General features: G+C 64.6%; 22 protein-coding genes and 2 tRNA genes. 15 read left to right on the forward strand and 9 right to left on the reverse strand.

The genetic code is table 11. The annotated features are described in order from the left end of the window. Nucleotides 1–85: 85 nt before the first annotated feature. From cca to EP007_RS08245, 5 genes are all read left to right on the forward strand, one after another. Nucleotides 86–1,453: a CCA tRNA nucleotidyltransferase gene (gene cca, locus EP007_RS08225; protein WP_128477196.1), complete on the forward strand. Its 1,368-nt coding sequence runs from the start codon at nucleotides 86–88 to the stop codon at nucleotides 1,451–1,453. Between the two features lie 150 nt (nucleotides 1,454–1,603). Next, on the forward strand, nucleotides 1,604–2,623 hold the full coding sequence (locus EP007_RS08230; protein WP_128477197.1) for a matrixin family metalloprotease: 1,020 nt from the start codon (nucleotides 1,604–1,606) through the stop codon (nucleotides 2,621–2,623). 61 nt (nucleotides 2,624–2,684) lie between these two features. Beyond that, nucleotides 2,685–3,041 carry a hypothetical protein gene (locus EP007_RS08235; RefSeq protein ID WP_128477198.1) on the forward strand — a complete coding sequence of 119 codons (357 nt, stop codon included), beginning with the start codon at nucleotides 2,685–2,687 and terminating at the stop codon, nucleotides 3,039–3,041. 182 nt (nucleotides 3,042–3,223) lie between these two features. Then, on the forward strand, nucleotides 3,224–3,433 hold the full coding sequence (locus EP007_RS08240) for a hypothetical protein (protein WP_128477199.1): 210 nt from the start codon (nucleotides 3,224–3,226) through the stop codon (nucleotides 3,431–3,433). A gap of 35 nt (nucleotides 3,434–3,468) precedes the next feature. After that, the gene (locus EP007_RS08245; protein WP_128477200.1) at nucleotides 3,469–3,648 is read left to right on the forward strand and encodes a hypothetical protein; all 180 of its coding nucleotides are present in this window, start codon (nucleotides 3,469–3,471) and stop codon (nucleotides 3,646–3,648) included. A gap of 6 nt (nucleotides 3,649–3,654) precedes the next feature. On the opposite strand, the gene EP007_RS08250 is transcribed toward EP007_RS08245, so the two are convergent. The 3 genes from EP007_RS08250 to EP007_RS08260 form a co-directional block, all read right to left on the reverse strand. Continuing rightward, a complete protein-coding gene (locus EP007_RS08250) occupies nucleotides 3,655–4,752 on the reverse strand; it encodes an aminopeptidase (protein WP_128477201.1) in 1,098 nt (365 codons plus the stop codon). Between the two features lie 106 nt (nucleotides 4,753–4,858). Then, on the reverse strand, nucleotides 4,859–5,935 hold the full coding sequence (locus EP007_RS08255; RefSeq protein ID WP_128478543.1) for a CNNM domain-containing protein: 1,077 nt from the start codon (nucleotides 5,933–5,935) through the stop codon (nucleotides 4,859–4,861). 117 nt (nucleotides 5,936–6,052) lie between these two features. Continuing rightward, nucleotides 6,053–8,683, reverse strand: a complete 2,631-nt coding sequence (locus tag EP007_RS08260) for a valine--tRNA ligase (RefSeq protein WP_128477202.1) — start codon at nucleotides 8,681–8,683, stop codon at nucleotides 6,053–6,055. Nucleotides 8,684–8,925: 242 nt separating this feature from the next. Here EP007_RS08260 and EP007_RS08265 point away from each other — a divergent pair, with 242 nt between their 5' ends. Then, nucleotides 8,926–9,387 carry a hypothetical protein gene (locus EP007_RS08265; protein WP_128477203.1) on the forward strand — a complete coding sequence of 154 codons (462 nt, stop codon included), beginning with the start codon at nucleotides 8,926–8,928 and terminating at the stop codon, nucleotides 9,385–9,387. 130 nt (nucleotides 9,388–9,517) lie between these two features. Beyond that, nucleotides 9,518–10,423 (forward strand): phosphogluconate dehydrogenase (NAD(+)-dependent, decarboxylating), encoded by a 906-nt coding sequence (gene gnd / locus EP007_RS08270; RefSeq protein WP_128477204.1) that lies wholly within the window; start codon nucleotides 9,518–9,520, stop codon nucleotides 10,421–10,423. Between the two features lie 24 nt (nucleotides 10,424–10,447). Here the strand turns inward: gnd and EP007_RS08275 are convergent, their stop codons facing one another. Further along, nucleotides 10,448–11,053, reverse strand: coding sequence for a DJ-1/PfpI family protein (locus EP007_RS08275; protein WP_128477205.1), 606 nt, complete (start codon nucleotides 11,051–11,053; stop codon nucleotides 10,448–10,450). A 155-nt stretch (nucleotides 11,054–11,208) separates the two neighbouring features. On the opposite strand from EP007_RS08275, the gene EP007_RS08280 reads away from it, so the two are divergent. From EP007_RS08280 to EP007_RS08310, 7 genes are all read left to right on the forward strand, one after another. Beyond that, the gene (locus tag EP007_RS08280) at nucleotides 11,209–11,787 is read left to right on the forward strand and encodes a 2Fe-2S iron-sulfur cluster-binding protein (RefSeq protein ID WP_128477206.1); all 579 of its coding nucleotides are present in this window, start codon (nucleotides 11,209–11,211) and stop codon (nucleotides 11,785–11,787) included. Nucleotides 11,788–11,902: 115 nt separating this feature from the next. Next, nucleotides 11,903–13,360, forward strand: coding sequence for an MATE family efflux transporter (locus EP007_RS08285; protein WP_243700352.1), 1,458 nt, complete (start codon nucleotides 11,903–11,905; stop codon nucleotides 13,358–13,360). A 49-nt stretch (nucleotides 13,361–13,409) separates the two neighbouring features. Further along, nucleotides 13,410–13,482, forward strand: a tRNA-Arg gene (locus EP007_RS08290). A 361-nt stretch (nucleotides 13,483–13,843) separates the two neighbouring features. Continuing rightward, nucleotides 13,844–15,055: a threonine ammonia-lyase gene (gene ilvA, locus EP007_RS08295; protein WP_128477207.1), complete on the forward strand. Its 1,212-nt coding sequence runs from the start codon at nucleotides 13,844–13,846 to the stop codon at nucleotides 15,053–15,055. 43 nt (nucleotides 15,056–15,098) lie between these two features. Further along, nucleotides 15,099–15,479 carry a Rid family detoxifying hydrolase gene (locus tag EP007_RS08300; protein WP_128477208.1) on the forward strand — a complete coding sequence of 127 codons (381 nt, stop codon included), beginning with the start codon at nucleotides 15,099–15,101 and terminating at the stop codon, nucleotides 15,477–15,479. 1 nt (nucleotide 15,480) lies between these two features. Then, nucleotides 15,481–15,693, forward strand: a complete 213-nt coding sequence (locus EP007_RS08305; RefSeq protein ID WP_394346039.1) for a hypothetical protein — start codon at nucleotides 15,481–15,483, stop codon at nucleotides 15,691–15,693. A gap of 67 nt (nucleotides 15,694–15,760) precedes the next feature. After that, nucleotides 15,761–15,842 (forward strand) — tRNA-Ser (locus EP007_RS08310). A 75-nt stretch (nucleotides 15,843–15,917) separates the two neighbouring features. Here EP007_RS08310 and EP007_RS08315 read toward each other — a convergent pair. The 5 genes from EP007_RS08315 to EP007_RS08335 all read right to left on the reverse strand — a co-directional run bounded on the left by EP007_RS08315 (nucleotide 15,918) and on the right by EP007_RS08335 (nucleotide 21,997). Beyond that, complete coding sequence (locus tag EP007_RS08315) at nucleotides 15,918–16,940, reverse strand: phosphate signaling complex PhoU family protein (protein ID WP_128477209.1); 1,023 nt, start codon at nucleotides 16,938–16,940, stop codon at nucleotides 15,918–15,920. A gap of 2 nt (nucleotides 16,941–16,942) precedes the next feature. Next, complete coding sequence (pstB, locus tag EP007_RS08320) at nucleotides 16,943–17,983, reverse strand: phosphate ABC transporter ATP-binding protein PstB (RefSeq protein ID WP_128477210.1); 1,041 nt, start codon at nucleotides 17,981–17,983, stop codon at nucleotides 16,943–16,945. Continuing rightward, nucleotides 17,980–19,602, reverse strand: coding sequence for a phosphate ABC transporter permease PstA (gene pstA / locus EP007_RS08325; protein ID WP_394346049.1), 1,623 nt, complete (start codon nucleotides 19,600–19,602; stop codon nucleotides 17,980–17,982). Before pstA ends, pstB begins: the two co-directional genes overlap by 4 nt. 8 nt (nucleotides 19,603–19,610) lie before the next feature. Then, nucleotides 19,611–20,741 carry a phosphate ABC transporter permease subunit PstC gene (pstC, locus tag EP007_RS08330; RefSeq protein WP_128477212.1) on the reverse strand — a complete coding sequence of 377 codons (1,131 nt, stop codon included), beginning with the start codon at nucleotides 20,739–20,741 and terminating at the stop codon, nucleotides 19,611–19,613. A gap of 65 nt (nucleotides 20,742–20,806) precedes the next feature. Then, complete coding sequence (locus EP007_RS08335) at nucleotides 20,807–21,997, reverse strand: PstS family phosphate ABC transporter substrate-binding protein (RefSeq protein ID WP_128477213.1); 1,191 nt, start codon at nucleotides 21,995–21,997, stop codon at nucleotides 20,807–20,809. Between the two features lie 332 nt (nucleotides 21,998–22,329). Here EP007_RS08335 and thsB point away from each other — a divergent pair, with 332 nt between their 5' ends. Continuing rightward, entirely contained in the window at nucleotides 22,330–23,985 is a 1,656-nt protein-coding gene (thsB, locus tag EP007_RS08340) for a thermosome subunit beta (protein ID WP_128477214.1), read from the forward strand. Nucleotides 23,986–24,268: the final 283 nt, after the last annotated feature.

The raw sequence follows: 24,268 nt of genomic DNA on the forward strand, positions 1-24,268 counted from the left end.
GGGCTTTCGTTTTCGGCCGAGCCGAGACAACCGTTAACGTGGCGAGACGACACGTTTTCGGCCGGGCGTCGAGAATCTCCCGGCAATGACCGGCGAGGACGACGACTTCGAAGCGGTAGCCGAGGCGGTCGGCCAGCGAATCGACCCCGACGAGGGCGAACGCGAGCGAATGCGGGCGGCCGTGACCGCGCTCACCGAGCGCGCCCGCGACGCCATCGACGACCTGCCCGCGGAGGGCGACGTGATTCAGGTCGGGAGCACCGCCCGCGGGACGTGGATAAGCGGCGACCGAGACATCGACCTGTTCGTGCGATTTCCCGCCGACGTGGACCGCGAGGACTTGGAGTCCTACGGGCTTGAGGTCGGCCACGCTGTCCTCCCGGAGGGCCGCGAGGAGTACGCCGAACACCCCTACGTCACCGGCGAGTACGACGGCTTCGACGTGGACCTCGTGCCCTGTTACCGCCTCGACGCCGCGACCGAGATTCAGTCGGCGGTGGACCGGACGCCGTTCCACAACGAGTACCTGAACGCGCGCATCGACGCCGACCTCGCCGGGGAGGTGCGCCTGTTCAAGCAGTTTCTCAAGGGCATCGGCGCGTACGGGAGCGACCTCCGGACGCGGGGATTCTCGGGCTACCTGACCGAACTGCTCGTGGTCGAGTACGGGAGTTTCCGGGCCGCGGTCGAGGCCGCGGCCGACGAGTGGCACCCGCCGGTTCGGTTCGACCCCGAGGACCACGCCACCGCCACGTTCGACGACCCGCTGGTCGTCGTGGACCCGACCGACCCCGAGCGCAACGTGGCGGCGGTCTGCGCCGCCGAGAACGTCGCGCGCCTCCAGCACTACGCCCGTGACCTGCTGGCCGACCCTCGTGAGGAACTCTTTTTCCCCGACCCGACTGACCCCCTCTCGGCCGAGGGAGTCCGCGAGCAGGTCGAGAGTCGAGCGACGACCCCGGTCGCGGTGCGCTTCGACGCGCCCGACGTGGTCGAGGACCAACTCTATCCGCAACTCCGGAAGTCGCTGTCCGGCGTCTGCGACGAACTGGACCGCCGCGGGTTCGATGCGCTCCGGGCCGCGACGTTCGCCGACGAGTCGGCGGTCCTGCTCGCGGAGTTGGAAGTCGCCGAGCGCCCCGCCGTCGAGCGCCACGAGGGTCCGCCGGTTCACGTCCGCCAGCACGCCGAGGGCTTTTTCGAGAAATACGACAACGACCCGGAGACCTACGGGCCGTTCATCGACGGCGACCGCTACGTCGTCGAGCGCGAGCGCGAGTTTTCGACCGCCGCCGACTTTCTGGAGAGCGACGCGCTGTTCGACGTGGCGCTCGGCGTCCACGTCGAGTCGGCGCTGGCGGACGACTACGACGTGCTGGTCGGCGAAGCGGTCGCCGAACTCGCCGACGAGTTCGGCGCGGAGGTAGCCGACTACTTCGACCCCACGCCGTGAATCGGAGCGCATCGCCCGGTTAAGCCGGTCGTTCGACGGTGACTACCTGTCCCTATATCGTTATCCGAATCCTGCGCTCTCGGAGTCGCGGTCGCTCCCGAGGAAACCGACGCCAACCTTGATACGTGACAACGTAGTCTCCCGAAGACGATGTGGCGGACACTCTTCGTCGCTTCCCTCCTCGTGCTGGCCGGATGCGCCACCGAACCCCCCGGCACCGAGGCGGGTGCAGACGGGTCGGCGGACTCGCGGGCGCTGACTCCCGACGAGACGCCGGACCGGACGAACCCGTGGGCCGAGAGGACGCTGACGGTCGCTATCAACAACACTGCGAACGAATCGCGGGACTTCCGGCCGCTCGTCGCTGACGCGCTCGAGTTCTGGTCGAGCAACGATACGCGCTTCGCCGGATTCCCCATCAACTACGAACTCGACCCGAACGCCTCGGACCCCGTCATCGTTATCGAGTTCGTCGATTCCATCGAGTCGTGCGCCAATGTCACGGACCCCGCGGGGTGTGCGCCCTACGTTACCGCCAACGTGCAGGCCTCCCCGCCTGTCTCCATCGAGGTTGTCGGCTCCTACTCGAACCAATCGACCGCGCTCATCCTGAAACACGAACTCGGCCACACGCTCGGACTGGACCACAGCGCCCGCCCGCAGTCGGTCATGGCTCCGACCTCGCAACTACGGACGCTCCCGCGGGCCAACGCCACCGAGCGCCGGATGCCGTGGGCCGACCCCAACTTCACGGTCTACCTCAATGCGGAGAGGGCCGACGACTCCGGGGCGGCCCGCGAGCAAGTCCGGCGCGCGCTCGACTACTACGCCGAGGGCGCGAACGGGACCGTCCCCGAGAACGTCTCGTTCGCGCTCACGGAGAACCGCTCTGCGGCCGATGTCGTCGTGGCGTTCAGCGGGGACCTCCCCTGTCGAACCGGCGATAGCGGCTCCTGCGGCCGGGTGCAGGGCACCGACCCCGACGGCGACGGCGCGCTCGAACGCTACGACCACCTGCGGGTGACGCTCAGCGACATCGACACCGCGGCGGTCGGGTGGCACGTCGGCTACTGGCTCGGGTACGGGTTCGGCTTCGAGGCGGACGCCGACTGGCCCGCGCCCTTCCGTGACGCGAGTTACGACGAGCGCAGAAGCGAGTGGTGGCGCTGAATAGCCACACCAGTTTGGTGAAATCGAAATAGTTAATCAGATTTAATTAGTTGACAGCGGTGTGACGAAAAGCGACCCAAGAGACGAAGAGACCCGCGTCGTCATGGAAGCAGAAACTGTTGGTGGAGTACAAAAATTGTTAGAAGATACGTCAATACAGAGTCCAAATTTAGTCGAAGTAGAAGGTCCGGTTCCTGCGGAAATAGTACAGCAAATCGTTCGTGACTTAGAAGCAACGTACGACGGATTAGAAGCCGTTACCGAACAGAACTCAAATGGAAAGTTGCGGAACAAAGTCATCGAGAACTCGGATCTCAGTGTAACGAAGGATTGGTACATTTCGGCACTCTTGACGGTTCTCGAAAGACATGACCTCGCAGACAAAAAGGGGAAACGGTGGTCGGTTCAAGAAGAGTAAATACGTCTGATATGTTTTCTCCACCACCCGGCGCGGTCCCGGCCGCGACCGCGTAAGCGGTTCTGTACACGAGCGCGGTCCCGACGCCCAAAAGCGTATCGTAGCGCTCGGCCGCGCCCGGCGGGAGCCATCGCGCGCCGGTCGCTAGCAGGTAGTTGATCGGCCAGAGCGCGCCTCTCGGCGTGCCCGGTTTGGGCGACCACCTCCCCGAACCCGGCGAGGTAGCCGCCGACGAGACCGCCAGCGAGACTCCGGCGAACGCTGGCCAGCGCGCGCTTTCCGGGAGCGCGACGGTACCTCCGACCCACGCGACGGCGGCATCGACAGTTGCGACGCGGAAGACGGGTTTCCGGCTCACGTCCGGGCTTGGTTTCGATGCGGGTAAACCGTGAACACTTTTTTCAAAAACCAAACCGAACACTTTCTCATGAATCCGAGAAGTCAGTCAAAAACCGCCCAGTTGGTCGGTCTCGTCGTCGCCGCCGTCGCGGTCGTCGGCTACGTCGGTTTCGGGTGGCGGTTCGGCGGCGAGTCGAGTCCGGTCGCGGTGGGTCTCGCGCTGGCCGCGGTCGCCGCCGCGGCGTACTTTACGGTTCGCGGGGAGTGACAGAACTCAACCCTCGAAGCCGTCTTCCCACCGGAACCGCCCGTTTCGCTGAATCACTTCGCCGTCGATTTCCATCCGGGAGTCCTCGCTCACGTCGGTAATCATGTCGGTGTGGACCGCGCTCTGGTTGCCTTGCTGGCCCTCGGGGAGACACGACGAGTACGCGCGCCCGACCGCGAGGTGGACCGTGTCGCCCATCTTCTCGTCGAACAGAATGGAGTCGGTGAAGCGGTCGATACCGCGGTTCATCCCGATGCCGAGTTCGCCGAGGCGCTTCGCGCCCTCGTCGGTCGTCAGGATGTCTTCGAGCGCTCGCTCGCCGACTTCCGCCGACCAGTCCACGACCTCGCCGTCCTCGAAGGTGAGGCGTACGTCGCGGATGCGCGCGCCGTCGTGGGTCATCGGCACGTCGAAGTAGACTTCGCCCTCGGTGGCTTCGGGTGCAGTGAACACCTCGCCGCTCGGGAGGTTGTGCGAGTCGTAGGCGACCGACGCGGCGCTGTTGACCGTGGTCCGACCCTCGATTGACATCGTGAGGTCGGTGTCCTCCTTGACGAGTCGGACCTCGCTCCCCGCGTCGAGCAGGTCTTTCAGGTTCGCCATCTCGTCGGCAAGACTCTCCCAGTCCCGCAGGATGGCGTCGTAGACGAAGTCCTTGTACTCGCCGTAGCCCATCCCGGCGTTCTGGGCGTGGGCGCGGGTCGGATGCATGGTCGAGACCCAGTCGGTGTCCATCCGCTGGGCCTTGATGGCGGTCCGAGACTTCTTGTACGCCGCGCGCTTGTCGCCGGGGGCGGCCCCTTTCGCGGCGGTGTTGCGCTTGGCCCTGAGCGAGAGGACCGCATCGGCCTTCTCCAACATCGATAGCTCGAAGTCGGGGTCGTGGTCGAAGTCGCCCTCGTGCGCGCCGACGAACGCCGACTCCACTTCGTCGGAGATGTAGGTGGCGAGGTAGTTCGCGCCGCGCTCGCCCAACTTCTCGGCGACCGCGACTGCCAAATCGTGTGCGCCCTCGTCCACGCGGACGACGACATCGTCGCCGTCCTCGATGCGGGCGCTCCAGTCTACGAGCACTTCGGCGTGGTCGTGAACTCGCGGGTCCATGCCTCCGTGGAGGGGTGTCGGGGTGAAAACGACGACGGTTCCGGCCGTCGAGAGGTGGCGTGCGCACCGAGCGCCCGCGACGGAAAAACAGACGCGAAACCGCCGGTCAGCTCGACACCGCGCCGGGACGGGAACTCCGGGCGTCGAGCGGGTCCTCGATTTCGCCCATTACGGCTTCGAGCGCGTCGGTCGCCGTCAGGAGACCGACGACTTCGCCCTCCGAGAGGACGAGCGCGAGTTCCTGACTCTCCGCTTGGAACTGGTCGATGGCGTCGCTGACGCTCGTCGCGGCCGAGAGAGTCATCGGCGGTGCCGCAACGTCCTCCAGTCCGAGATTCCCGTCACGCAACGCGTCGATTCGGTCGAGAACCGCGGGCACGTAGACGATACCTCGGAAGTCGTCGGCATCGCTCCCGAAGAGCGGATACCGGGTGTGGGGCGACGAGGACATTCGGTCGAGGTTCTTCTCCATCGGGTCCTCGGTCGAGAGAGCGACGATATCGTCGGAATCGACCATCTCGGACCCGACGGTCTGGTCCCCGGCCGCCAGCGCGTTCAGGACCTCATCGTGGCGCTCCTCGGAGAGTTCGCCGCGGTCCAGCACCGAGTCGAGTCGGCTGTGGAGTTGCGCGCGCGTCTCGATGGCCTCCTCCTCGGTTTCGAGCCACGCGCCCGTCATCTTGATGCCGAAGAGCGCGAGCGTCCACTTGGCCACCGTGTCGCCGATTTCCATGATGGGCCGGATGACTCGCGCGAACCAGTAGAGCGGGGTCGCGCCGTACCGACAGACCATCTTGGTCCGCTCGACGCCGAGGTAGGTCGGCGTCTGCTCGCCGTGCGTGAGGTGGACGAGATTGATGATGATGAACGCGAGGGCGGCCCCGGTCCCGATGCCCGCGAGCGCGGTGTTGGCGAACACCGGTTCGAAGATGGCCGCCAGCGCGGGTTCGGCGACGATACCGACCGCGATGCTCGACGCCGTAATCCCGACCTGACAGCTCGTGAGATATATCTCCAGTTCGTCGGTCATCTCCCACGCCCGGCGGAGTCGAGGCGTGTCGAACTCCGCTTCGGGGTACTGTCTGACCCGCGTGAGCGCGAACTCGATAGCGACGAAAAAGCCGTTTGCGAGGATGAGTAACAGTCCCGCGACCAGTCGAAGGCCGACCTGAGCGAGGCTCATCGAGGTTGCCATCGTGCGACGGTTTGCGACGCCACCGTGTAGAAAGTTGGGGCTTCAGGCGTACGCTCTCGCGCTACGAGCGCGAGCGCAACTGCGACGAACTGCCGGAGACCTCGCTCAGGGGAAGACCAGCGCCGTCGCGTGGTCGGTCTCCAGCACTTCGACTTCCTCGCCGCTCTCGGCGCGGTACTCCTCTTCGATGCCGACGGCGTCGCCCTCGATGGTGACTTCCTCGCCGTCAACGGTGAGGGTAATCTCGCCCTCGATTTCCTTCTGATTCTTGAGTTGGGTCAGGTCGGCCGATTCGAGTGCGCCGACGACCTGTCCGGCCTTGTCGCGGAACTGCGGGCCGATGGTGCTGTGGTCGGGGTCAACGCCGACCGGGACGAGTTCCACACTGGGTTCGCCCGCTTCGGGGTAGACCGGCGCGTTGACCGCCTCGCTGAGGTCGTAGGTGTCCCATCCGCGGCCGAGGTCGGAGTAGACCTCGATGCGGTCGAGTTCGGCGTTGAGCGCCATCCCGGCGTCGGACTTCCACGCGCGAATCTCGCTGGCGACTTCGGCGATGAGGTCGCCCTTCTCCTCGGCCTCGGGGTCCTCGAACTCGATGTCGGGCCACGAGGCGGCGTGGACGCTCCCTTCGGTGCCGGGGAGGTGGTCGTACAGTTCCTCGGCGAAGTGCGGCGAGAACGGCGACAGCATGCGGACCGACGCCGAGACCGCGGTGTACAGCGCCTTGCGCGCGGCGTCGCGCTCGCCGGGCCGACCCTCGTAGAGGCGACCTTTCACGAGTTCGAGGTAGTCGTCGGCGAGGTCGTTCCAGACGAACTCCCGGAGTTTGCGGAGCGCGGCGTCGAAGCGGTAGGCCTCCATGTCCGCCTCTACTTCCTCGGCGGTCCGCGAGAGTTTCGACAGAATCCACTCGTCGGCGTCCCGGTACGCTGGCGCGTTGATGTCGGGCGTCTCCTCGTCGAAGTGGCCCGCGGAGAACTGGAAGATGTTCCAGAACTTCGTGAGGAATCGGGAGGCAGACTTGACCTCCTTCCACTGGAACTGGATGTCGCTACCGGGTTGGCCGCCCAGCGCGAGGGCTTGGCGGACCGAGTCGGCGCTGTACTCCTCGATGGCTTCCTCGGGACCGACTGCGTTCCCGCGGGACTTGCTCATCTTGTGACCGTCGTCGCCAAAGACCATCCCGTTGACCAGCGACTCCTCCCAGGGAATCTCGTCTTCGAGCGCGGTGACCCGCAGGAGCGTGTAGAACGCCCACGTCCGGATGATGTCGTGGCCCTGCTCGCGGAGCGTGGTCGGCGTGAACTCCGCGTCCGGCCAGCCCTGAACGTGCATCGGCGAGATAGAGGAGTCCATCCACGTATCCATCACGTCGGTCTCGCCCTCCCAGTCGCTCGCGCCACACTCCGGACACTCGCCGACTGCGGGGTCGGTCTCAGTGGGGTCGAGGGGTAGTTCCTCAATGTCGGCGACGTGGATGTGGTCGCAGTCGTCGTTCCCGCAGAACCACGCGGGAATCGGCGTGGCGAACACGCGCTGGCGGGAGATAACCCAGTCCCACTCCATCCCCTCGGTCCAGTCTTCGAGACGGTCGTACATGTGGTCGGGAATCCACTCGACCTGCTCGGCCTTCTCCAGAATCTCGTCTTGGCGGACCTCGACGAACCACTGTTCCTTCGAGAGGATTTCGATGGGCGTGTCACAGCGCCAGCACGCGCCGACCGACTGGTCGGTGGGTTCGGTGTCTTCGAGGTATCCGGCCTCGTCCAAGTCGTCGGCGACCGCACCTTTCGCGTCCTCGATGGTCATGTCGCCGTACTCTCCGGCGAGTTCGTTGAGGCGGCCGTCCTCCGTGAAGACCGGCCGCAGGTCGAGGTCGTGTTCGGCCCACCAGTCTACGTCCTGTTTGTCGCCGAACGTACAAATCATGACCGCGCCGGTCCCGAAGTCGCCGTCAACGTCGTCGTCGGCCAGCAGTTCGACCTCGTGACCGAACAGCGGGACCTCGAAGGTGTCGCCGATGCGGTCTTCGTACCGCTCGTCGTCGGGACTGACCGCCATGCCGACGCAGGCCGCCAGCAGTTCGGGTCGCGTGGTCGCAATCTCGATGTCGTCGTTGTCTACGCCGGGGAAGGTGACGTAGTGGAGCGTCCCCTCGCGGTCAACGTTCTCGACCTCGGCGTCGGCGATGGCGGTCTCACACCGCGGACACCAGTTGACGGGGTGTTCGTCCCGATAGATGTAGTCGTCTTCGTCGTTCTCGCCGGACATCTCTACGAACGACCGCTGGGTCTTCTCCCAGTAGTCGGCGTCCATGGTGCGGTACTCCGCCGACCAGTCTTGGGAGAAGCCGAGCGACTGCATCGTCTCCTTCATCCCGTCGATGCGGCGCTCGGTGTACTCAACACAGAGGTCCCGGAACTCCTCGCGGGGCACGTCGGTCCGGTGGATGTCCTCTTCCTCCTCGACCTTGACCTCGGTCGGCAGGCCGTGGCAGTCCCAGCCCTGCGGGAACAACACCTCGTCGCCCAGCAGTCGGTGGAATCGCGCGGCGAAGTCCATGTAACTCCACCCCAGCGCGTGGCCGAGGTGGAGTTGACCTGTCGGGTACGGCGGCGGCGTGTCGATGACGTAGTCCGGTTCGCCCTCGGGGTTGTAGACCTCGGAACCGCGCCACTCCTCTTGCCATTTCGGTTCGACTCGCTCGGGGTCGTAGCTGTCGGGAACGTCAGTCATGGTGTGGGTATAGCTGACTCTGTCGGGGGTGTCGTCCTCGGAGAAAGACGCGCCGCTGCGCTGGACAGTTCAACGTACTACCGACGCAGTCAGCCTCATACGAAAGTGAAATGGACGGGTACTGATAAAGGTTCTCGTCTCTGCTCCGAGGTTATTAATGCATGAATGAACGCACTTATAATAGACAGTATTATAAAAACCAGAACATAAGTATATAGTAAATAAGTACGAAGGTTAGTGCGGTGGTCGAAGAGGATATATTTACTTATCTATCTTCTGTGAACATGCCCCTCAACCGCCGTCAAGTCCTCGTATCCGGAACCGCAATCGGATTTAGTGCGATGGCTGGCTGTAGCACTGACTGTGGTCTCTTTGGACAAGGAATGCCGCACGATGCAACAATTGCCGTTGACCGCATGGAATCTATTCCGGAAGATGCAATTATGGTGCAATTTTCCCAACTTCCCGAACCGGAGCAGAAACTTCTCCGGACAGCTATCGAGGAAGACGCCGTACAAGTTTGTATGGACGACGAAGGAGAACGAACTGAGGCTGTTTACTCGTTCGAAAATCGAGTTGCTGGCAACCAGTCGTATCTTTCCTACGAGAACGAGTATTATGGACTCTTCGTGGGGATTACGGACGAGAGTTCGGTGATGACCGCGGATGAGATAGACTTCCCCGATGGGAATCCCTGTTGTTGAACGCCCACCTGTTGTGACGCCACCGAACTGCAGTAGTAGTCGTAACCGTTAGAGTGGCACTAAGAAACGACGCCGGACCCCGCCGAGTAGAACCGCAACCCCTACCTCCTACCCCCGACCATTCTCCCGCATGCAACTGGGCGTCATCGGACTGGGCCGGATGGGTCGCATCGTCGTGGACCGAGTAATCGACGCGGGACACGACGTGGTGGCCTTCGACTTGGACGAAGAGGCCGTCGCGGCGGCGGCCGAGGCGGGCGCGACCCCCGCCGACTCCGTGGTAGACCTCGCCGAGCGACTGGGCGAGGACAAGCGCATCTGGCTGATGGTCCCCGCCGGGGAAGCCGTGGACGCCGCGCTGGACGACCTCGAACCGCATCTCGACGGCGACGACGTGGTCGTGGACGGCGGTAACTCCTACTTCGAGGACTCGACGCGCCGGGCCGAGGAGACTCCGGCGGCGTACCTCGACTGCGGGACCTCCGGCGGTCCCGCGGGCGCGGAACTGGGTTTCTCGCTGATGGTCGGCGGGCCGGAGTGGGCCTACGAGGAGCTGGTCCCCGTCTTCGACGCCGTGGCGACCGGCCCGGCGGGCCACGACCGGATGGGTCCCGCGGGGTCGGGCCACTACGTCAAGATGGTCCACAACGGCGTCGAGTACGCGCTGATGCAGGCCTACGGCGAGGGCTTCGAGTTGCTCGCGGAGGGTCGCTACGACCTCGACCTCGAAGCGGTCGCCCGGACGTGGAACAACGGGGCCGTGATTCGGTCGTGGCTACTGGAACTCTGCGAAGAGGCGTTCGCCGAGGAGGGGACCGACCTCGGCGACGTGGACGACTTCATCGCCGGTGGCTCGACGGGTACGTGGACCGTCCAAGAAGCCCTTGAACAGGAGGTTCCGGTGCCGCTCATCTATCAGGCGCTCGGCGAGCGATTCGGCTCTCGCGCCGCCGAGGAGGGGCGGTTCTCCCGGCGACTGGCGAATCGGCTTCGGTACGGCTTCGGTCGCCACGAGGTCGCGCGCCGCGAGGAGTAGCGCCGCGACCGAAATCGACTCTATTCAGGTCTCGTACACCTCGCCGCGCGGCTCGTACTCGATGGTCGTCGCCACCTGCTCGGCGACTTCCTCGCCGCAGAGCCGTGCGATGAGGTGCAGCGCCAAGTCCAATCCCGAGGTCACGCCGCCCGCGGTCAGCACGTCGCCGTCGTCCACCACGCGGGCGTCCACGACCTCGGCGTCGGTCGCTTCGAGGTCGTCGAGCGCGCTCGCGTGTGTGACCGCGGGCCGACTGTCGAGTATCCCCGCTTCCGCGAGGAGCATCCCGCCGGTACAGACCGCGGCGAGTTCGACGCCGCGCTCGTGGAGGTCCGCGAGCGCGCGGGGCAGGTCGCCCTTCTCGGCTTCGGCCCACGCGCTCGCGTCCGCGCGGTCGTTCCATCCACCGCCGGGGACCACGACGAGGTCCGGGTCCGCGTCGGCGAGGCGGCCGTCGGTCTCGATTCGGAGGCCGTGGCTGGCCGTAATCCCGTCTCGGGGTTCGAGCGTCCGCAGACTGACTTCGAGGTCACACCCGCGGGCCGCGGCGTTCGAGAACGCTTCGTAGGGCGCGACCGCGTCCAGTTCGTCGAAGCCGTCGTAGACGACGACGGCGATTTCGGTGGTCACGTTTGGAACTCCGGGGGGAGCAGTAAAAGAGTGTACGACGATGGCACGACCTCCCACGATGAGGCCGCGCCAGCGCGGGCCGAAGCCCAACACTATCGGGCTAATTCCGGCTGGCAATCACAATGCTGTTAAACCACCCTTCCGTAGTCCCGCGCATGGTAGACGCACTGGGTCTGGGACTCGGGCTTACGCTCGTCCTCATCGTGGTGGCCCTTCACTATTCGAAGGGTACCGAGTGGCCAACCCCCGACGATATCTCTCAAGAGGTGCTCGAACGTCGGGCCGAGACCGTGCCGGAAACCGATTTCCCCGAGCCGATGAATCGCTCTATCGGCGGCGGTGGCGGCGCGGTCGCGGTCGGCGGCGGCGGTGCCGAAGGTGAACTCGCAGGTGACGATGAGGAAGAGGAGGGCTTCGACCCCGCCTCCATCCCCGACGACGAAGTCGAATACTTTGACATCGAGTACGTCAACGAGGGCGAAACTATCGAGGTCGCCAGCAACGAGTCGCTACTGGACGCTGGCGAGGACGAAGACTGGGACCTGCCCTACGCCTGTCGGCAGGGTCAGTGTCTCTCGTGCGGTGGCAAGGTGCAGGACGGCGACGCTCACGACTTCGTCCGCCACACCAACAACGAGACGCTCGGCGAGGACGAGGTCGAGAAGGGGTACATCCTGACGTGTACCGCCCATCCGACCGACGACTTCGCGCTCGAAACGAACGAGACGCCCTGACGACCCCGAACGATTCTACGGGACCTCTCGGTCCGTTTTTCGCGCTCTTTTCCGCCCGACTGAGTGAAATTTCAACTCGAAGCATTAAAACCCTAAGCAGTATTGGCCTTGCACAGTGACAGCGACGCAGTCTGACGACATCACGGAGGGCGGATTAGCGCGTCCCCTCTTTCATTTGGCGTGGCCCATCGTCGTCACGCAGTTGTTGCAGGTCGCCTACAACGTGGGCGACGCCTTCTGGTTGGGGCGCTACTCCGCCAACGCGGTCGGTGCGATTAGCCTCGCGTTCCCCCTCATCTTCTTCTTCATCGCGTTCGGCGGCGGGTTCAACGTCGCCGGGAGCACCCTCGTCGCCCAGTACATGGGCGCGGACAGCGACGGGTCGGCCGGGGAAGTCGCCGGGCAGACGCTCGGGTTCGTCGTCCTCATCGGCACGATTCTGAGCGTCGTGGGCCACTTCGGTTCCGGACCCCTGCTGGCGCTGTTTCCGAGCGACGCCGCCACCGGCACGCAAGTCGTCCCGCTGGCCGTCCAGTACATGGAGATATTCTTCCTCGGATTACCGTTCATGTTCGGCTTTCTGGCGTTCTCCGCGCTTCTCCGCGGCTACGGCGACACCCGGACGCCGATGCGCGTGATGGCGGTCACGGTCGTGCTGAACGTCGTCCTCGACCCTCTGCTCATCTTCGGCGTCGGGTCCATTCCGGCGCTCGGCATCGAAACCGCCCTCGTTCCGGAGTTGGGTATCCGCGGGGCGGCCATCGCTACGCTCGTCGCCCGCGCGGTCGGCGGACTCATCGGCGTCTACGTGCTGTTCTTCACGGACACCGGGCCGGACGTTCGCCTCGGCCATCTTGCGCCGGACATCGACTACATCGAGGACATCGTCCGCATCGGAATCCCGTCGGCGCTCGAACAGTCCGCGGGCGCGCTGGCGATGGTCATGCTGACGGTCATGATCGTCACCTTCGAGCCGTCGGTCATCGCGGCGTACGGTCTCGGCAATCGGCTCATCTCGCTGGTCTTCCTGCCCGCGGTCGGTCTCGGTAAGGCGACGAACACGGTGGTCGGCCAGAACCTCGGCGCTGGCAAGGCCGAGCGAGCGGAGCGAGCGGTCAGGCTTGCGGCGAACGTCGGCGCAGTCGTCATGTTCGCGCTGGCGATACTTGCGGCAGCGTTCCCCGAACCTATCGTCAAAGTGTTCATGGCCACCGGCACCGCGGAGGCGGCCAAGACGGTCGAGTACGCTGCCGAATACCTCCGTATTCGGACGGTCGAGTTCGCCTTTATCGGCGTCTTTCAGGTGCTGGTCGGTGCCTACCGCGGCGCGGGCAACACCAAGACCGCGATGGCCTTCTCGCTGGTTACGCTGTGGCTCATCCGCGTTCCCGCGGTGTACTTCCTCGCGTTCGAGACGAGTCTCGGCGCGACCGGTATCTGGATCGGCGTCGCGCTCGGCCACATCGTCGGCGCTATCGGCGCGGCAGTGTGGTTCACCCGCGGGACGTGGAAAGACGCCGTTATCGACCGCGACGCCGCGACTTCGACCGAGACCACCGTCGCCGAGGACTAATTGCGGCTATCACAACCGTTAAAGCCGCGAGCGGAGTACAACCGTGTGAGGGCGGCTAGTTCAGCGGACAGAACGCTTGGTTCCGGACCAAGAGGTCATGGGTTCAAATCCCATGCCGCCCGTTCGATTCTCGAACGATTCGAATCCAAGGAAAAGCGTAGAGTTACTGCCTCCGGGAGCGAAATGCGCGTCCCGAAACGAGCAAACTATTAACTCCGTGGCAGGAACAACGGCCGTCAGCTTTAGGTCTGACGCGAGCGTGTGCCATCCGTCAGACACCGGAAATACCCCGACGCAGTACGGCGGTTTCACTTTCAGTCTGTCCACCGTGGGTTTAAGTGTCTGCCACCCTACCTACCAGATGCGCGTCACACGCTTCGCGCCTTTCCCCCTTTCCCCCTGTTCCAGTTCGTCAGTCGCAACTATCGACGTCAAGCCAGACTGAGAAAAAGTGTTAAAGAGACACCCCGAGTAGAAAGCGACATGATAGACCTCTCGGACGTTCTCGACGCGCGGGTCCGGGTCGAGGAGACCGCCCGGCGGACGCCGCTGGACTACAGTCACACCTTCTCGGACATGACCGGCGCGGAGGTCCACCTGAAACTGGAGACGTTCCAGCGCACGGGGTCGTTCAAGATTCGCGGCGCGACCAACCGTATCAAGACGCTCTCGGAGGCCGAGAAGTCCGCGGGTGTCGTCACGGCGAGCGCGGGCAACCACGCCCAAGGCGTCGCGTTGGCCGCGACTAAGAGCGGCGTAGACTCGACCATCGTGATGCCCGAGAACGCACCCATCTCGAAAATCGAGGCGACGCGCGACTACGGCGCGACGGTCGTCCTCCACGGCGACGACTACAACGAGGCCCAGGCGAAGGCCCACGAAATCGAGGAGGCAGAGGGCCGGACCTACGTCCACGCATTCGACGACGAGATGGTGATGGCCGGACAGGGCACCATCGGTCTCGAAATCATGGAGGACCTGCCGGACCTCGACACCGTGGTCGTCCCCATCGGCGGCGGCGGTCTCATCGCCGGGATTGCGACCGCGGTCAAAGAGCAGAATCCCGACGCACGAGTCGTCGGCGTGCAGGCCGAGGGCGCGTCGAGCGCCGCCCAATCGCTCCAGAAGGGCGAGATTCACACCCTCGACTCCGTGGACACCATCGCGGACGGCATCGCCACGCGGAACGTCGGCGAGAAGCCCTTCGAGGTGATTCAGGAGCGCGTGGACGAGATAGTCACGGTCTCGGACTCGGAAATCGCGGTCGCCGTGACCCTCCTGCTCGAACGCGCCAAGACGCTGGTAGAGGGCGCTGGCGCGGTGGCGCTGGCGGCCCTGCTCTCGGGCGCGTTCGACTACGAGGAGGACGAACTCATCGTTCCGGCGCTCTGTGGCGGCAACATCGACATGAACACGCTCACGACGGTTATCATGCGCGGACTGGTCGAGACCGGCCGGTACGTCAAAATTCGGACCGTCCTCAAGGACCGGCCCGGCGCGCTGGACGACCTCATCGACATCATCTCCGCGGAGCGCGCGAACATCTACGGCATCCAGCACGACCGGACCTCGCGGGACATCGGCATGAACGCCGCGGAGGTGGAGCTGGACCTCGAAACCCGCGGTCCCGACCACGTCGAGCAGTTGCTCGACGCCCTCCGCGACGACGGGTTCGACGTGGAAGTGCTGGCGTAGCGTTCCCGCGTATATTTAAGTGCCAGCGCACGAAGAGGTCGGTATGAAGCGCATCATTAGCACACAGGACGCGCCCGAAGCAGTCGGTGCGTATAGTCAGGCGACGACTAACGGCGATATGGTCTTCACCGCGGGCCAGATTCCGATGACGCCCGACGGCGATCTCCTCGACGACGAGGCAGTCGCCGTACAGACCCGCCAGAGTCTAGAGAACGTCAAGGCCATCCTCGAAGAGGAGGGCCTGACGATGCAGAACGTCCTGAAGGTTACCGTCTTCCTCGACGACATCGACGACTTCGACGAGATGAACGACGCTTACAAGGAATACTTCCAAGACAATCCGCCAGCGCGGAGCGCGGTCGAGGCGGGCAACCTCCCGAAGGGCGTCGGCGTCGAAATCGAGGCCATCGCCAGCAGCGACTGACGTGGCGGTGGAGTTGGGACCGATTCGGCCCCGCGTGAAGGCCAGTCTCCTCTGGGGCGTCATCGGCCTACTGGCCTTTCTCGTCGCCGTACAGGGGTACGAACTCCTCACGGGGTATCGCTACTCGCTTTCGGTCAAGGCGGGCGTGGCGCTGGCCGTCGGCGTCGGCGCGACCGGCTTGTCGTACGTCGCCGAAGAGCGACTGTTCGGGTAGGACCCCGACGCGCCCAACCGACGGAAAGGGAAGGGTTTAAACGCCAGACGAAACTACCACCGAACGGGCCGGGATGGCCGAATGGCAAAGCGCACGCCTGGAAAGCGTGTCCCCGTTAGGGGTTCTGGGTTCAAATCCCAGTCCCGGCGTTTTTGGAGCGAGTTACCGACGCACAGTCTCAGTTGTGCGTCGATACGACGAGAGATAAAATCTAACGGACCCGACTACTCCGCCCGAAGTCTCATCTTCAGCGCACGCTCGGCGACGTTACCGCCGTGGTCGGCCGTCCGGTCGAGCGCGTCCAGCAGGAGCGCGACGTAGTAGGAATCTATCTCGTCGGACTCGCCCGAAGGCGGATTCAACAGGTCGAGGTCCGCGGTGAGAGCTTCGCACTGTTCGAGTGCCTCGTAGGCGGTTTCGAGCGAGCGCCCGTTGATGGTCGCCTCGACCGCTCGCTCGACGACGCGCCGGGAGCGCCGGGCGTAGTCGGTCAGGTCCGCCTCCAGCGACCCGGTGGGCGTCGCGTCCAGTTCGCTGGCGACGGTGGCGATGCGCTCGGCGCAGGAGGCGATGCCGTCGAGTTCGCGGGCGATGGCGAAGTAGTCCAACGCGGTCCGGCGGTCAACGTCCGGACGAGACGGCCCGCGCGGGAGGCTGATTCGGCGCTCGACGCACCTGCTGACGAGCGCGAACTGTCGGTCCACGTCGGCCGACTGGTCGAGGACTTCGCTGGCGCGGTCGGCGTCGGCGTCGAGGAGCGCGCTCGTGGCGCTCCGGTGCATCGAGAGCGCGACGTATCGGAGGTTCAGCACGGTCTGCCCCAGCGAGAGTCGCTGGGAGCGGGGCATGCTGCGGAAAGTGACGCTATCGGTCGATTCGTCGGCGACCTCCAACCCGACGAGGTCGTTCCCGGCGGCGGTCATCGCCCGGCGCTCGGCCGACGTGAACCGCCCGTCGGTGCGGAGCGCGAATCGGGTCTCGCCAGCGACGTAGAGCGCACCGACGACCCACGGGAGCGTATCGCTCGACAGGTCGCCGACTGAGACTGAGGGTGCGTCGTCGCCCCCGCCGCGCTCGCAGGTTCGGAGTATCAGGGTGCCGTCCTCGTGGGGGTAGAGGAACACCTCGTTTCCGGCTTCGAGACCGTGGTCGGTCGCCCAGTCTTTGGGGAGCGAGACGGTGAACGACGACCCGCCGACCGACTGGACCTTCCGAGAGATTTCGGTGTCGGTTGTCGAACTGCTCATCGTTATCCGAACTTCCCGGTGATGTAGTCTTCGACGCGCTGACTGTTGGGGTTCTCGAAGATTTGGTCGGTCTCGCCGTACTCGACGAGTTCTCCACCCGTCAGAAACACCGCGGTCTGGTCGGAGATGCGGGCGGCCTGTTGCATGTTGTGGGTGACGACGACGACGGTGTAGTCCTCAGAGAGTTCCTCGATGAGGTCTTCGATTTTGGCGGTGGCGATGGGGTCGAGCGCGGAGGCCGGTTCGTCCATCAGAATGACCTCGGGGTCAACCGCGAGACACCGACCGATGCAGAGGCGCTGTTGCTGGCCTCCCGACAGCCCGAGCGCGTTGTCGTCCAGTCGGTCGCTCACCTCTTCCCAGAGCGCGGCCTGCTTGAGCGACCGTTCCACGAGTTCGTCTTCCTTCTGGTCGTCGGCGCGGCCGAGCAGTTTGTCGAGCAGGCCGTCGTTGATTTCACCGTGCTTGCGCGGGCCGTACGCGACGTTGTCCCGAATCGACTTCGGGAACGGGTTCGGTGCCTGAAACACCATGCCGACACGCTTGCGCAACTCCACGAGATTCGCGCCGTCCTGATACACTTCGTGGCCGTCGAGTTCGACCGAGCCATCGATGCGCGCAGAGTTGATGCGGTCGTTCATCCGGTTGAGACACCGGAGGAACGTCGATTTTCCACAGCCCGAGGGTCCGATAAGTGCGGTGACGCTCTTCTCGGGGATGTCCATTGAGACGCCCTTGAGCGCGTGGTCGTCGCCGTAATGGACATCGAGGTCGGTGACCGAAAACTTCGGAGCGCTGTCGAACTGGTAGTCGGACCACTCCTCGCGGACGGTCTCTTCGGATTCGCCCGCGGTGGTCGTCGCGGACGACCCGGACTTTTCGGGCACGGTGGTCGTCGCGGACGATTCGGACCTTTCCGGCGCGGTGGTCGCCGAGGTGGTCTCGGCCCGGTCGGTCACGGGCGACTCCTCGGTCTCCGACGAGGGCGAGGTGTCGGTGCTACTGTCTGTCCGTGTCGTGGAATCGAGCGTAGTCTCTGTCATTGGTGGAGTTGCTTCCGGAAGTAGTACCTCGTTGCGATGCCGACCGCGTAGAACGACAGCACGACCGCCAGCAGGACCAACACGAGTCCCCACGCGAAGTTGTCGGGGTTGTCGAGCGGGCCGCCGACGCCCGCCGTGACGAGCGCGTACACCTGATAGGGAAGCGCGCTGGTCGCTTGCAGGAGTTCGGGATTCGTCACGAACGGCGGCGCGGCGGTGAACTGGAAACCGCCGATAACGTCGGCGGTCTGGGCCTTCGGGAGGAACGTGCCGCCCGCCATCGTCAGAAGGATTGGCGCGGTTTCGCCAGCGACCCGGCCGACGCCGAGGATGACGCCGGTGACGACGCCGGGCATCGCGGCCGGGAGGACGACGCTCCGGACGGTCTGCCATTTCGAGACGCCGAGTGCGGCGCTGGCGTCGCGGTACTCGTCGGGCACCGAGAGCATCGCCTCGCGGCCGGTGATAACCACCAGCGGGAGGAGCATGAACCCGAGCGTGAGCATCCCCGAGAGCAGCGACTTCTCGCCGCCGAACCGGGGAAGGAGGAAGGCGTAGCCGAACAGGCCGTAGACGATGCTCGGCGTACTCCACAGGCCGTTGGTCGCAATCTCGACGACCTCGGTGAACCGGCCTCGGTCGGCGTACTCGCTCAGGAAGACGGCCGCGCCGACCCCGAGCGGCACCGCGAACAGCACCGCGCCGACGACCAGCCAGACCGTGCCGACGATGGCTGGCAGGACACCGTCAACCTCTGCCAACAGCGAGACGCCGTTCATCAGGAACGGCCACGAGACCGGCCAGACGATGGTGTGGCTGAAGCCGAAGAGCGAAATCGTCGTCTCCGGACCGACACCGGCACCGAACGCGAATCCCTGAAAGAGACCGGGGAACCCCCGGACGGTCACGTACGCGACGAGACCGAACAGGACCGCGATGATGGCCAGCGCGTTGAGGTAGATGAGGACGTGCGCGCCGACGTGGCGGCCGCGCGCCCCGAAACCGCCGTAGGCTTTCGCCGCCGACCATCCGGTGACCAGCGCGCAGAACTGGACGACGCTGGGAACGACGAACCGGGGGAAGAACGTCGCGCGGAGTCCGCCGGGTGCCCACGACCAGTTCGGGCCGATGGTTCCCGTGACGAAGACGAGACCCGCGAGGAGCGCCAGTCCGCCCGCCGGGAGCGTCGAACCGATGTCCTCGCGGGGGACGACCGTCGCGGCGAACGCGAGTCCGGCCGCGGCGAACGCGACGAAGAACCACCCGACGAAGCCGAACCCGAACGTCTGGGAGCCGACGAGTCCGCCGACGACGAACCAGATGCCCGCGAACGCCGAGGCCGCGACCAGTCCGGCGTCGGCCTGCGGTTCGGTCGAGAGGACGCCGACGCGCGAACCGACGCCGAAACCGACGACGGTCAGACCGAGGAGCGCCAGAAGCGCGCCGAGCGCGCTCACCATCGGGACGCCAGCGACCGAGTCGGTTATCGTCAGTATCTCGAAGTTGGCCGCGAGCGCGAGCGCGAACAGCAGGGCCGAGAGACCGACCGCCGCGGCCGCGACGAGTTCCGGAACCGTCGTTCCCTCGCGGACGAGGGCGTTCCGGTCGTCATTGGCGATGCGACTCATCACTCGTCACCCCCGAGTTTCCGTTGCATGCGTTTCTCGATTAGCTGTGACCCGACGCTGAGGAACAGAACGGTCACGAAGAGGACGACCCCGGCCGCGAACAGCGCGTTGAACTGGAGACCGTGCGAGCTACCGTAGCGCGCCGCGATGAGCGAGGTGAGCGTCTCGTAGCCGTAGAACACGTTGTAAATCGGTTCGGGGAGCGCGGGGCTGTTCCGGAGCATCACGGTCGCGGCCATCGTCTCGCCGATGGCGCGGCCGACGCCGAGCAGGACCGCCGCCGAGACCCCAGAGAACGCCGCCGGGAGCGTGATGGCGGACATCGTTTGCCAGTCGGTCGTCCCGAGCGCGAGCGACCCGCTCTTCATCGACTCGGGCACGCTGTTGAGAGCGTCCTCGGCGACCGAGACGACTGTCGGCAGCGACATCAGTCCGACGACGATGCCGACGAAGAGGTAGGTCCCCTGTCCGGTGAGCGCGAACTGGTCGCTGGCCCACGGGCTGAGGATGGTGAACCCGATGAACCCGTAGACGATGGAGGGAATCCCCGCCAGAATCTCGATGGCGGGCTTGACCAGTTCTCGAACCGTCGGCGGTGCGACCTCGCTGATAAACAGCGCGGCCGCGACGCCGAGCGGACCGGCGACGAGCGTGGCGATTACCGTCACCACGACCGTCCCGTGAATCATCGGCACGAGCGAGAACCGCTCTTCGGTCACTGGGTCCCACAGGGTCTCGGTGAACAGCCGAAGACCGGGGATTTCGATGCCGTACAGTTCGGCGCTCGCGTACTCGAACGCGGGCCACGCTTCGAGGAAGATGAACACGGTGATGAGTCCCAGAATCAGGAGCGTCGAGACGGTCATCACCAGTGCCAGCGCGTGTGCGGTCACTGCTTGGTGGCGAAGCCAGCCGTACGCCACGGTCGCCAGAAACGCCGCGAGCGCGACGACCGTCAGCGGTGACATCACCAGAAAGCCGACGAACGTCCCCAACAGCGCGAGTAAGCCCACCGAACCGGCCGCGAGCGCAGTATTCTCTGCGTCCTCGACGGACTCGCGGGCGTCGAGCAGTTTGCGCTCGAACGCTTCGCGGAGTCCGGTCGAGTCAGCGTCAGTCACAGATGCCATGTTGTGTAGTAGTATCGGAACATTCGAAAACGAAACGACGAAAGCCACACCGGCGGGGCGCTACCCTACGCTTGGTCGGGGAGTTTGGCCTTCTCCTTCTTGATGTCCTTCTCGGGGAGCGGGATGTAGTTGTTCGCCTCCACGAACACTTTCTGCCCGAACTCAGTCAGGAACATGTTGAGGAACGCGGCCTCGCGCATGTCCGTCCCGTCCGACGTGTCGTCGGTCTTCTTGGTGTACATGTGCAGGTCCCGGTTGAGCGGGTAGGAGCTGTCGAAGATGGTGTTGTCCGCGCTCTTGTCGGGTTTGTACGTGGTGCCCTCGAACTCGATGGCGACGGGCTTGACCTGTTCGCCGGTGAACGCCAGCGCCATGTACGCGATGGCCCCATCGTTCTGCTGGACGACCGTCTTGACCTGCTGGTTCTGGCCCTTCCGAGTATCGACGCCCGGCATCGGGGCCTCGGCGTCGCCGAGCATGTTGAGTCGGAAGGCGGTGTCTGTCCCCGACCCCTCGGCGCGGCCGACGCAGTAGATTTCCTGATCCGGACCGCCAACCTCGCTCCAGTTGGTAATCTCGTTCTGGTAGATTTTCTTGACCTGCTCGCCGGTAAGTTTCTGGACGCCCGCGTCCCAGATGTCCTTGCTCACGACGACCGGCTGGCCGTCGCGGCCGACGACGTGATCGACGTAGTTCGCGTCGCGTTTCTCCTCGCTAATGCCGAGTTCGGCGGTGATGGGTCCCGAGGAGTTGCCGATGTCCACGAGTCCGTCTCGAACCGACTTACACCCAGTTCCGGAGTGGCTCAGGGCGACGCTCGTCGCGTACGGCGGGGTCGCCTGCTGGTCCGTGCCTTCGAAGCCGTAGAGACCGGCGAAGTAGTCCGCGAGACGCTTGTCCGTCTCTATCTGGTCCCAGCCGGGAACTGACCCTTCGTCGTTCGACCCCCAGTATTCGCCGTCGCTGGACGGCGCGTTGGAGTTCCAGTAAGAGCTTCCCTTGTTGGAGATGGGGTAGACCGTCGAGGACCCCTCCGCGGTGAGCATCGACGTGTCCATGCCGCCGGACTCCGATTCGGTCTCGGTCGCCTCGGTCGTGGACTCCCCGCTTTCGGAGTCGTCGCTCGACTCGGTCGTACTCTGGTCGTCGGTGCCGCCGGTACAACCGGCGAGCGCGGTCGTGACCCCGGCACCGGACGCGAGCAGGAACATCCGGCGCGATACGTCGTTGGACTGTCGCCCTTTGTCGGTCGTCATCACCTAATGGGACCGCGACCTATACTAAGTAGGCTTATAATTTCTAGATATATACGTTCGAGACCGTAATACCGGTCCGGGTTCGTATGATGTGAATTATTCTCATTGGTAGGCGGCGAATTCGGCCGGGCGAGCCGAGAAGTAGCATATAAATCCCCGCCTCGCGGGCGAGGGCGTCGGCGATGTTTCTGTGTGAACTCTTCCCAGATTATCACGCGGTACCGATGTTCTGCTCGGCGATTTACCCCGTGATAGTGCGACAGTCCATCACGTTACCGAGTGCCAAGGAAGCGAACATTTATATAGAATCACAATCAATCAATGGGTGTACTATGAGTCAGCGAGGACAGCGAATGCAAGGCCAGCCGATGATCGTAATGAGCGACGAGTCCCAGCGCGTAAAGGACAAAGACGCGCAGGAACACAACATCAGCGCCGCCCGCGCGGTCGCTGACGCGGTTCGCTCGACACTCGGCCCGAAAGGGATGGACAAGATGCTCGTCGATTCGATGGGCGACGTGACCATCACGAACGACGGCGTGACCATCCTCAAGGAGATGGACATCGACAACCCGACGGCCGAGATGATCATCGAGGTCGCCGAAACCCAAGAGGACGAAGCGGGCGACGGCACCACGACCGCCGTCGCGGTGACCGGCGAACTCCTCAAGAACGCCGAGGAACTCCTCGAACAGGACATTCATCCGACGGCCATCATCAAGGGCTTCCACCTCGCCAGCGAGAAGGCCCGCGAAGAGGTCAACAACGTCGCCGAGGACGTTGAACCCGACGACGAAGACCTCCTCCGGAAGGTCGCCGAGACCTCCATGACCGGCAAGGGCGCGGAACTCAACAAAGAGCGCCTGAGCGAGATTATCGTCGATGCGGTCCAGCAGGTCACCGTCGATGGCACGGTGGACCTCGAATACGTCAAGACCGAGACCCAGACCGGCCGTTCGTCGGGCGAGTCCGAACTCCTCAAGGGCGCGGTCATCAGCAAGGACCCCGTCCACGACAACATGCCTACGAGCGCCGAGGACGCCGACATCCTCCTGCTCAACGAGGCAGTCGAAATCGAGGAGACCGACGTGGACACCAGCGTCAACATCGAGGACCCCGACCAGCTTCAGAGCTTCCTCGATCAGGAAGAAGAACAGCTCAAGGCCAAGGTCGATAAGATCGTCGAGACCGGCGCTGACGTTGTCTTCTGCCAGAAGGGCATCGACGACATGGCCCAGCACTACCTCGCCAAGGAAGGCATCCTCGCGGTCCGCCGCGTCAAGAAAAGCGACGTTGGCTTCCTCAAGGAAGTCCTCGGCGCGAGCGTCGTCTCGGACCTCGACAGCGCCTCGGCCGACGACCTCGGCAAGGGCGACGTGAGCCGCGACGAGGGCGACGAGCTGTTCTACGTCGAAGGCGAGAACAGTCACGGCGTTACCCTCCTGCTCCGCGGTTCGACCGACCACGTCGTGGACGAACTCGAACGCGGCGTCACCGACGCCCTCGACGTAGTGGCCCAGACCGTCTCGGACGGCCGCGTCGTCGCTGGCGGCGGTGCCATCGAGGTCGAAGTCGCCAGTCGCCTCCGCGACTTCGCCGACTCCGTCTCCGGGCGCGAACAGCTCGCAGTCGAGGCGTTCGCTGACTCCCTCGAACTCGTCCCGCGCGTCCTCGCCGAAAACGCGGGTCTCGACTCCATCGACACGCTCGTGGACCTGCGCTCGGCCCACGAGAACGGCGACGAGCGCGCTGGCCTGAACGTCCACAGCGGCGACATCGTGGACACTCTCGACGCTGGCGTCGTCGAACCTGCTCACGCCAAGGAACAAGGCGTGTCCAGTGCCACCGAGGCCGCGAACCTCGTGCTCAAGATAGACGACATCATCTCCGCTGGCGACCTGTCCACCGACAAGGGCGACGACGAAGGTGGCGCTGGCGGTATGGGCGGCGGCATGGGCGGCATGGGCGGTATGGGCGGCGCGATGTAAGCTCGGCCCAACTGCCTTCCGCCGTTTCCCGGCCGCCGGTTGCACCGACCGGCCTTCACGTCGAATGGAACGCAATTGACGACACGCCGCGTTTTCTTTCGAGTTCCTGCTTCCGTCGAACCGAAACACTGTGAGTGCGTCGAACGACACGTAGCGGGAAAATCTCTAAGTGCTTTTCAAGGACAGTGGATGCAGACGAGAGGCTAAGCGTGTATTTCGTTCGCAAAAAATGTAGAGTCGGCTATCTACGCGCAAACGACGTAGTCTTCGAGACACTTGTCAC

This window comes from Halorussus pelagicus (assembly GCF_004087835.1).
GTDB lineage: Archaea > Halobacteriota > Halobacteria > Halobacteriales > Haladaptataceae > Halorussus > Halorussus pelagicus.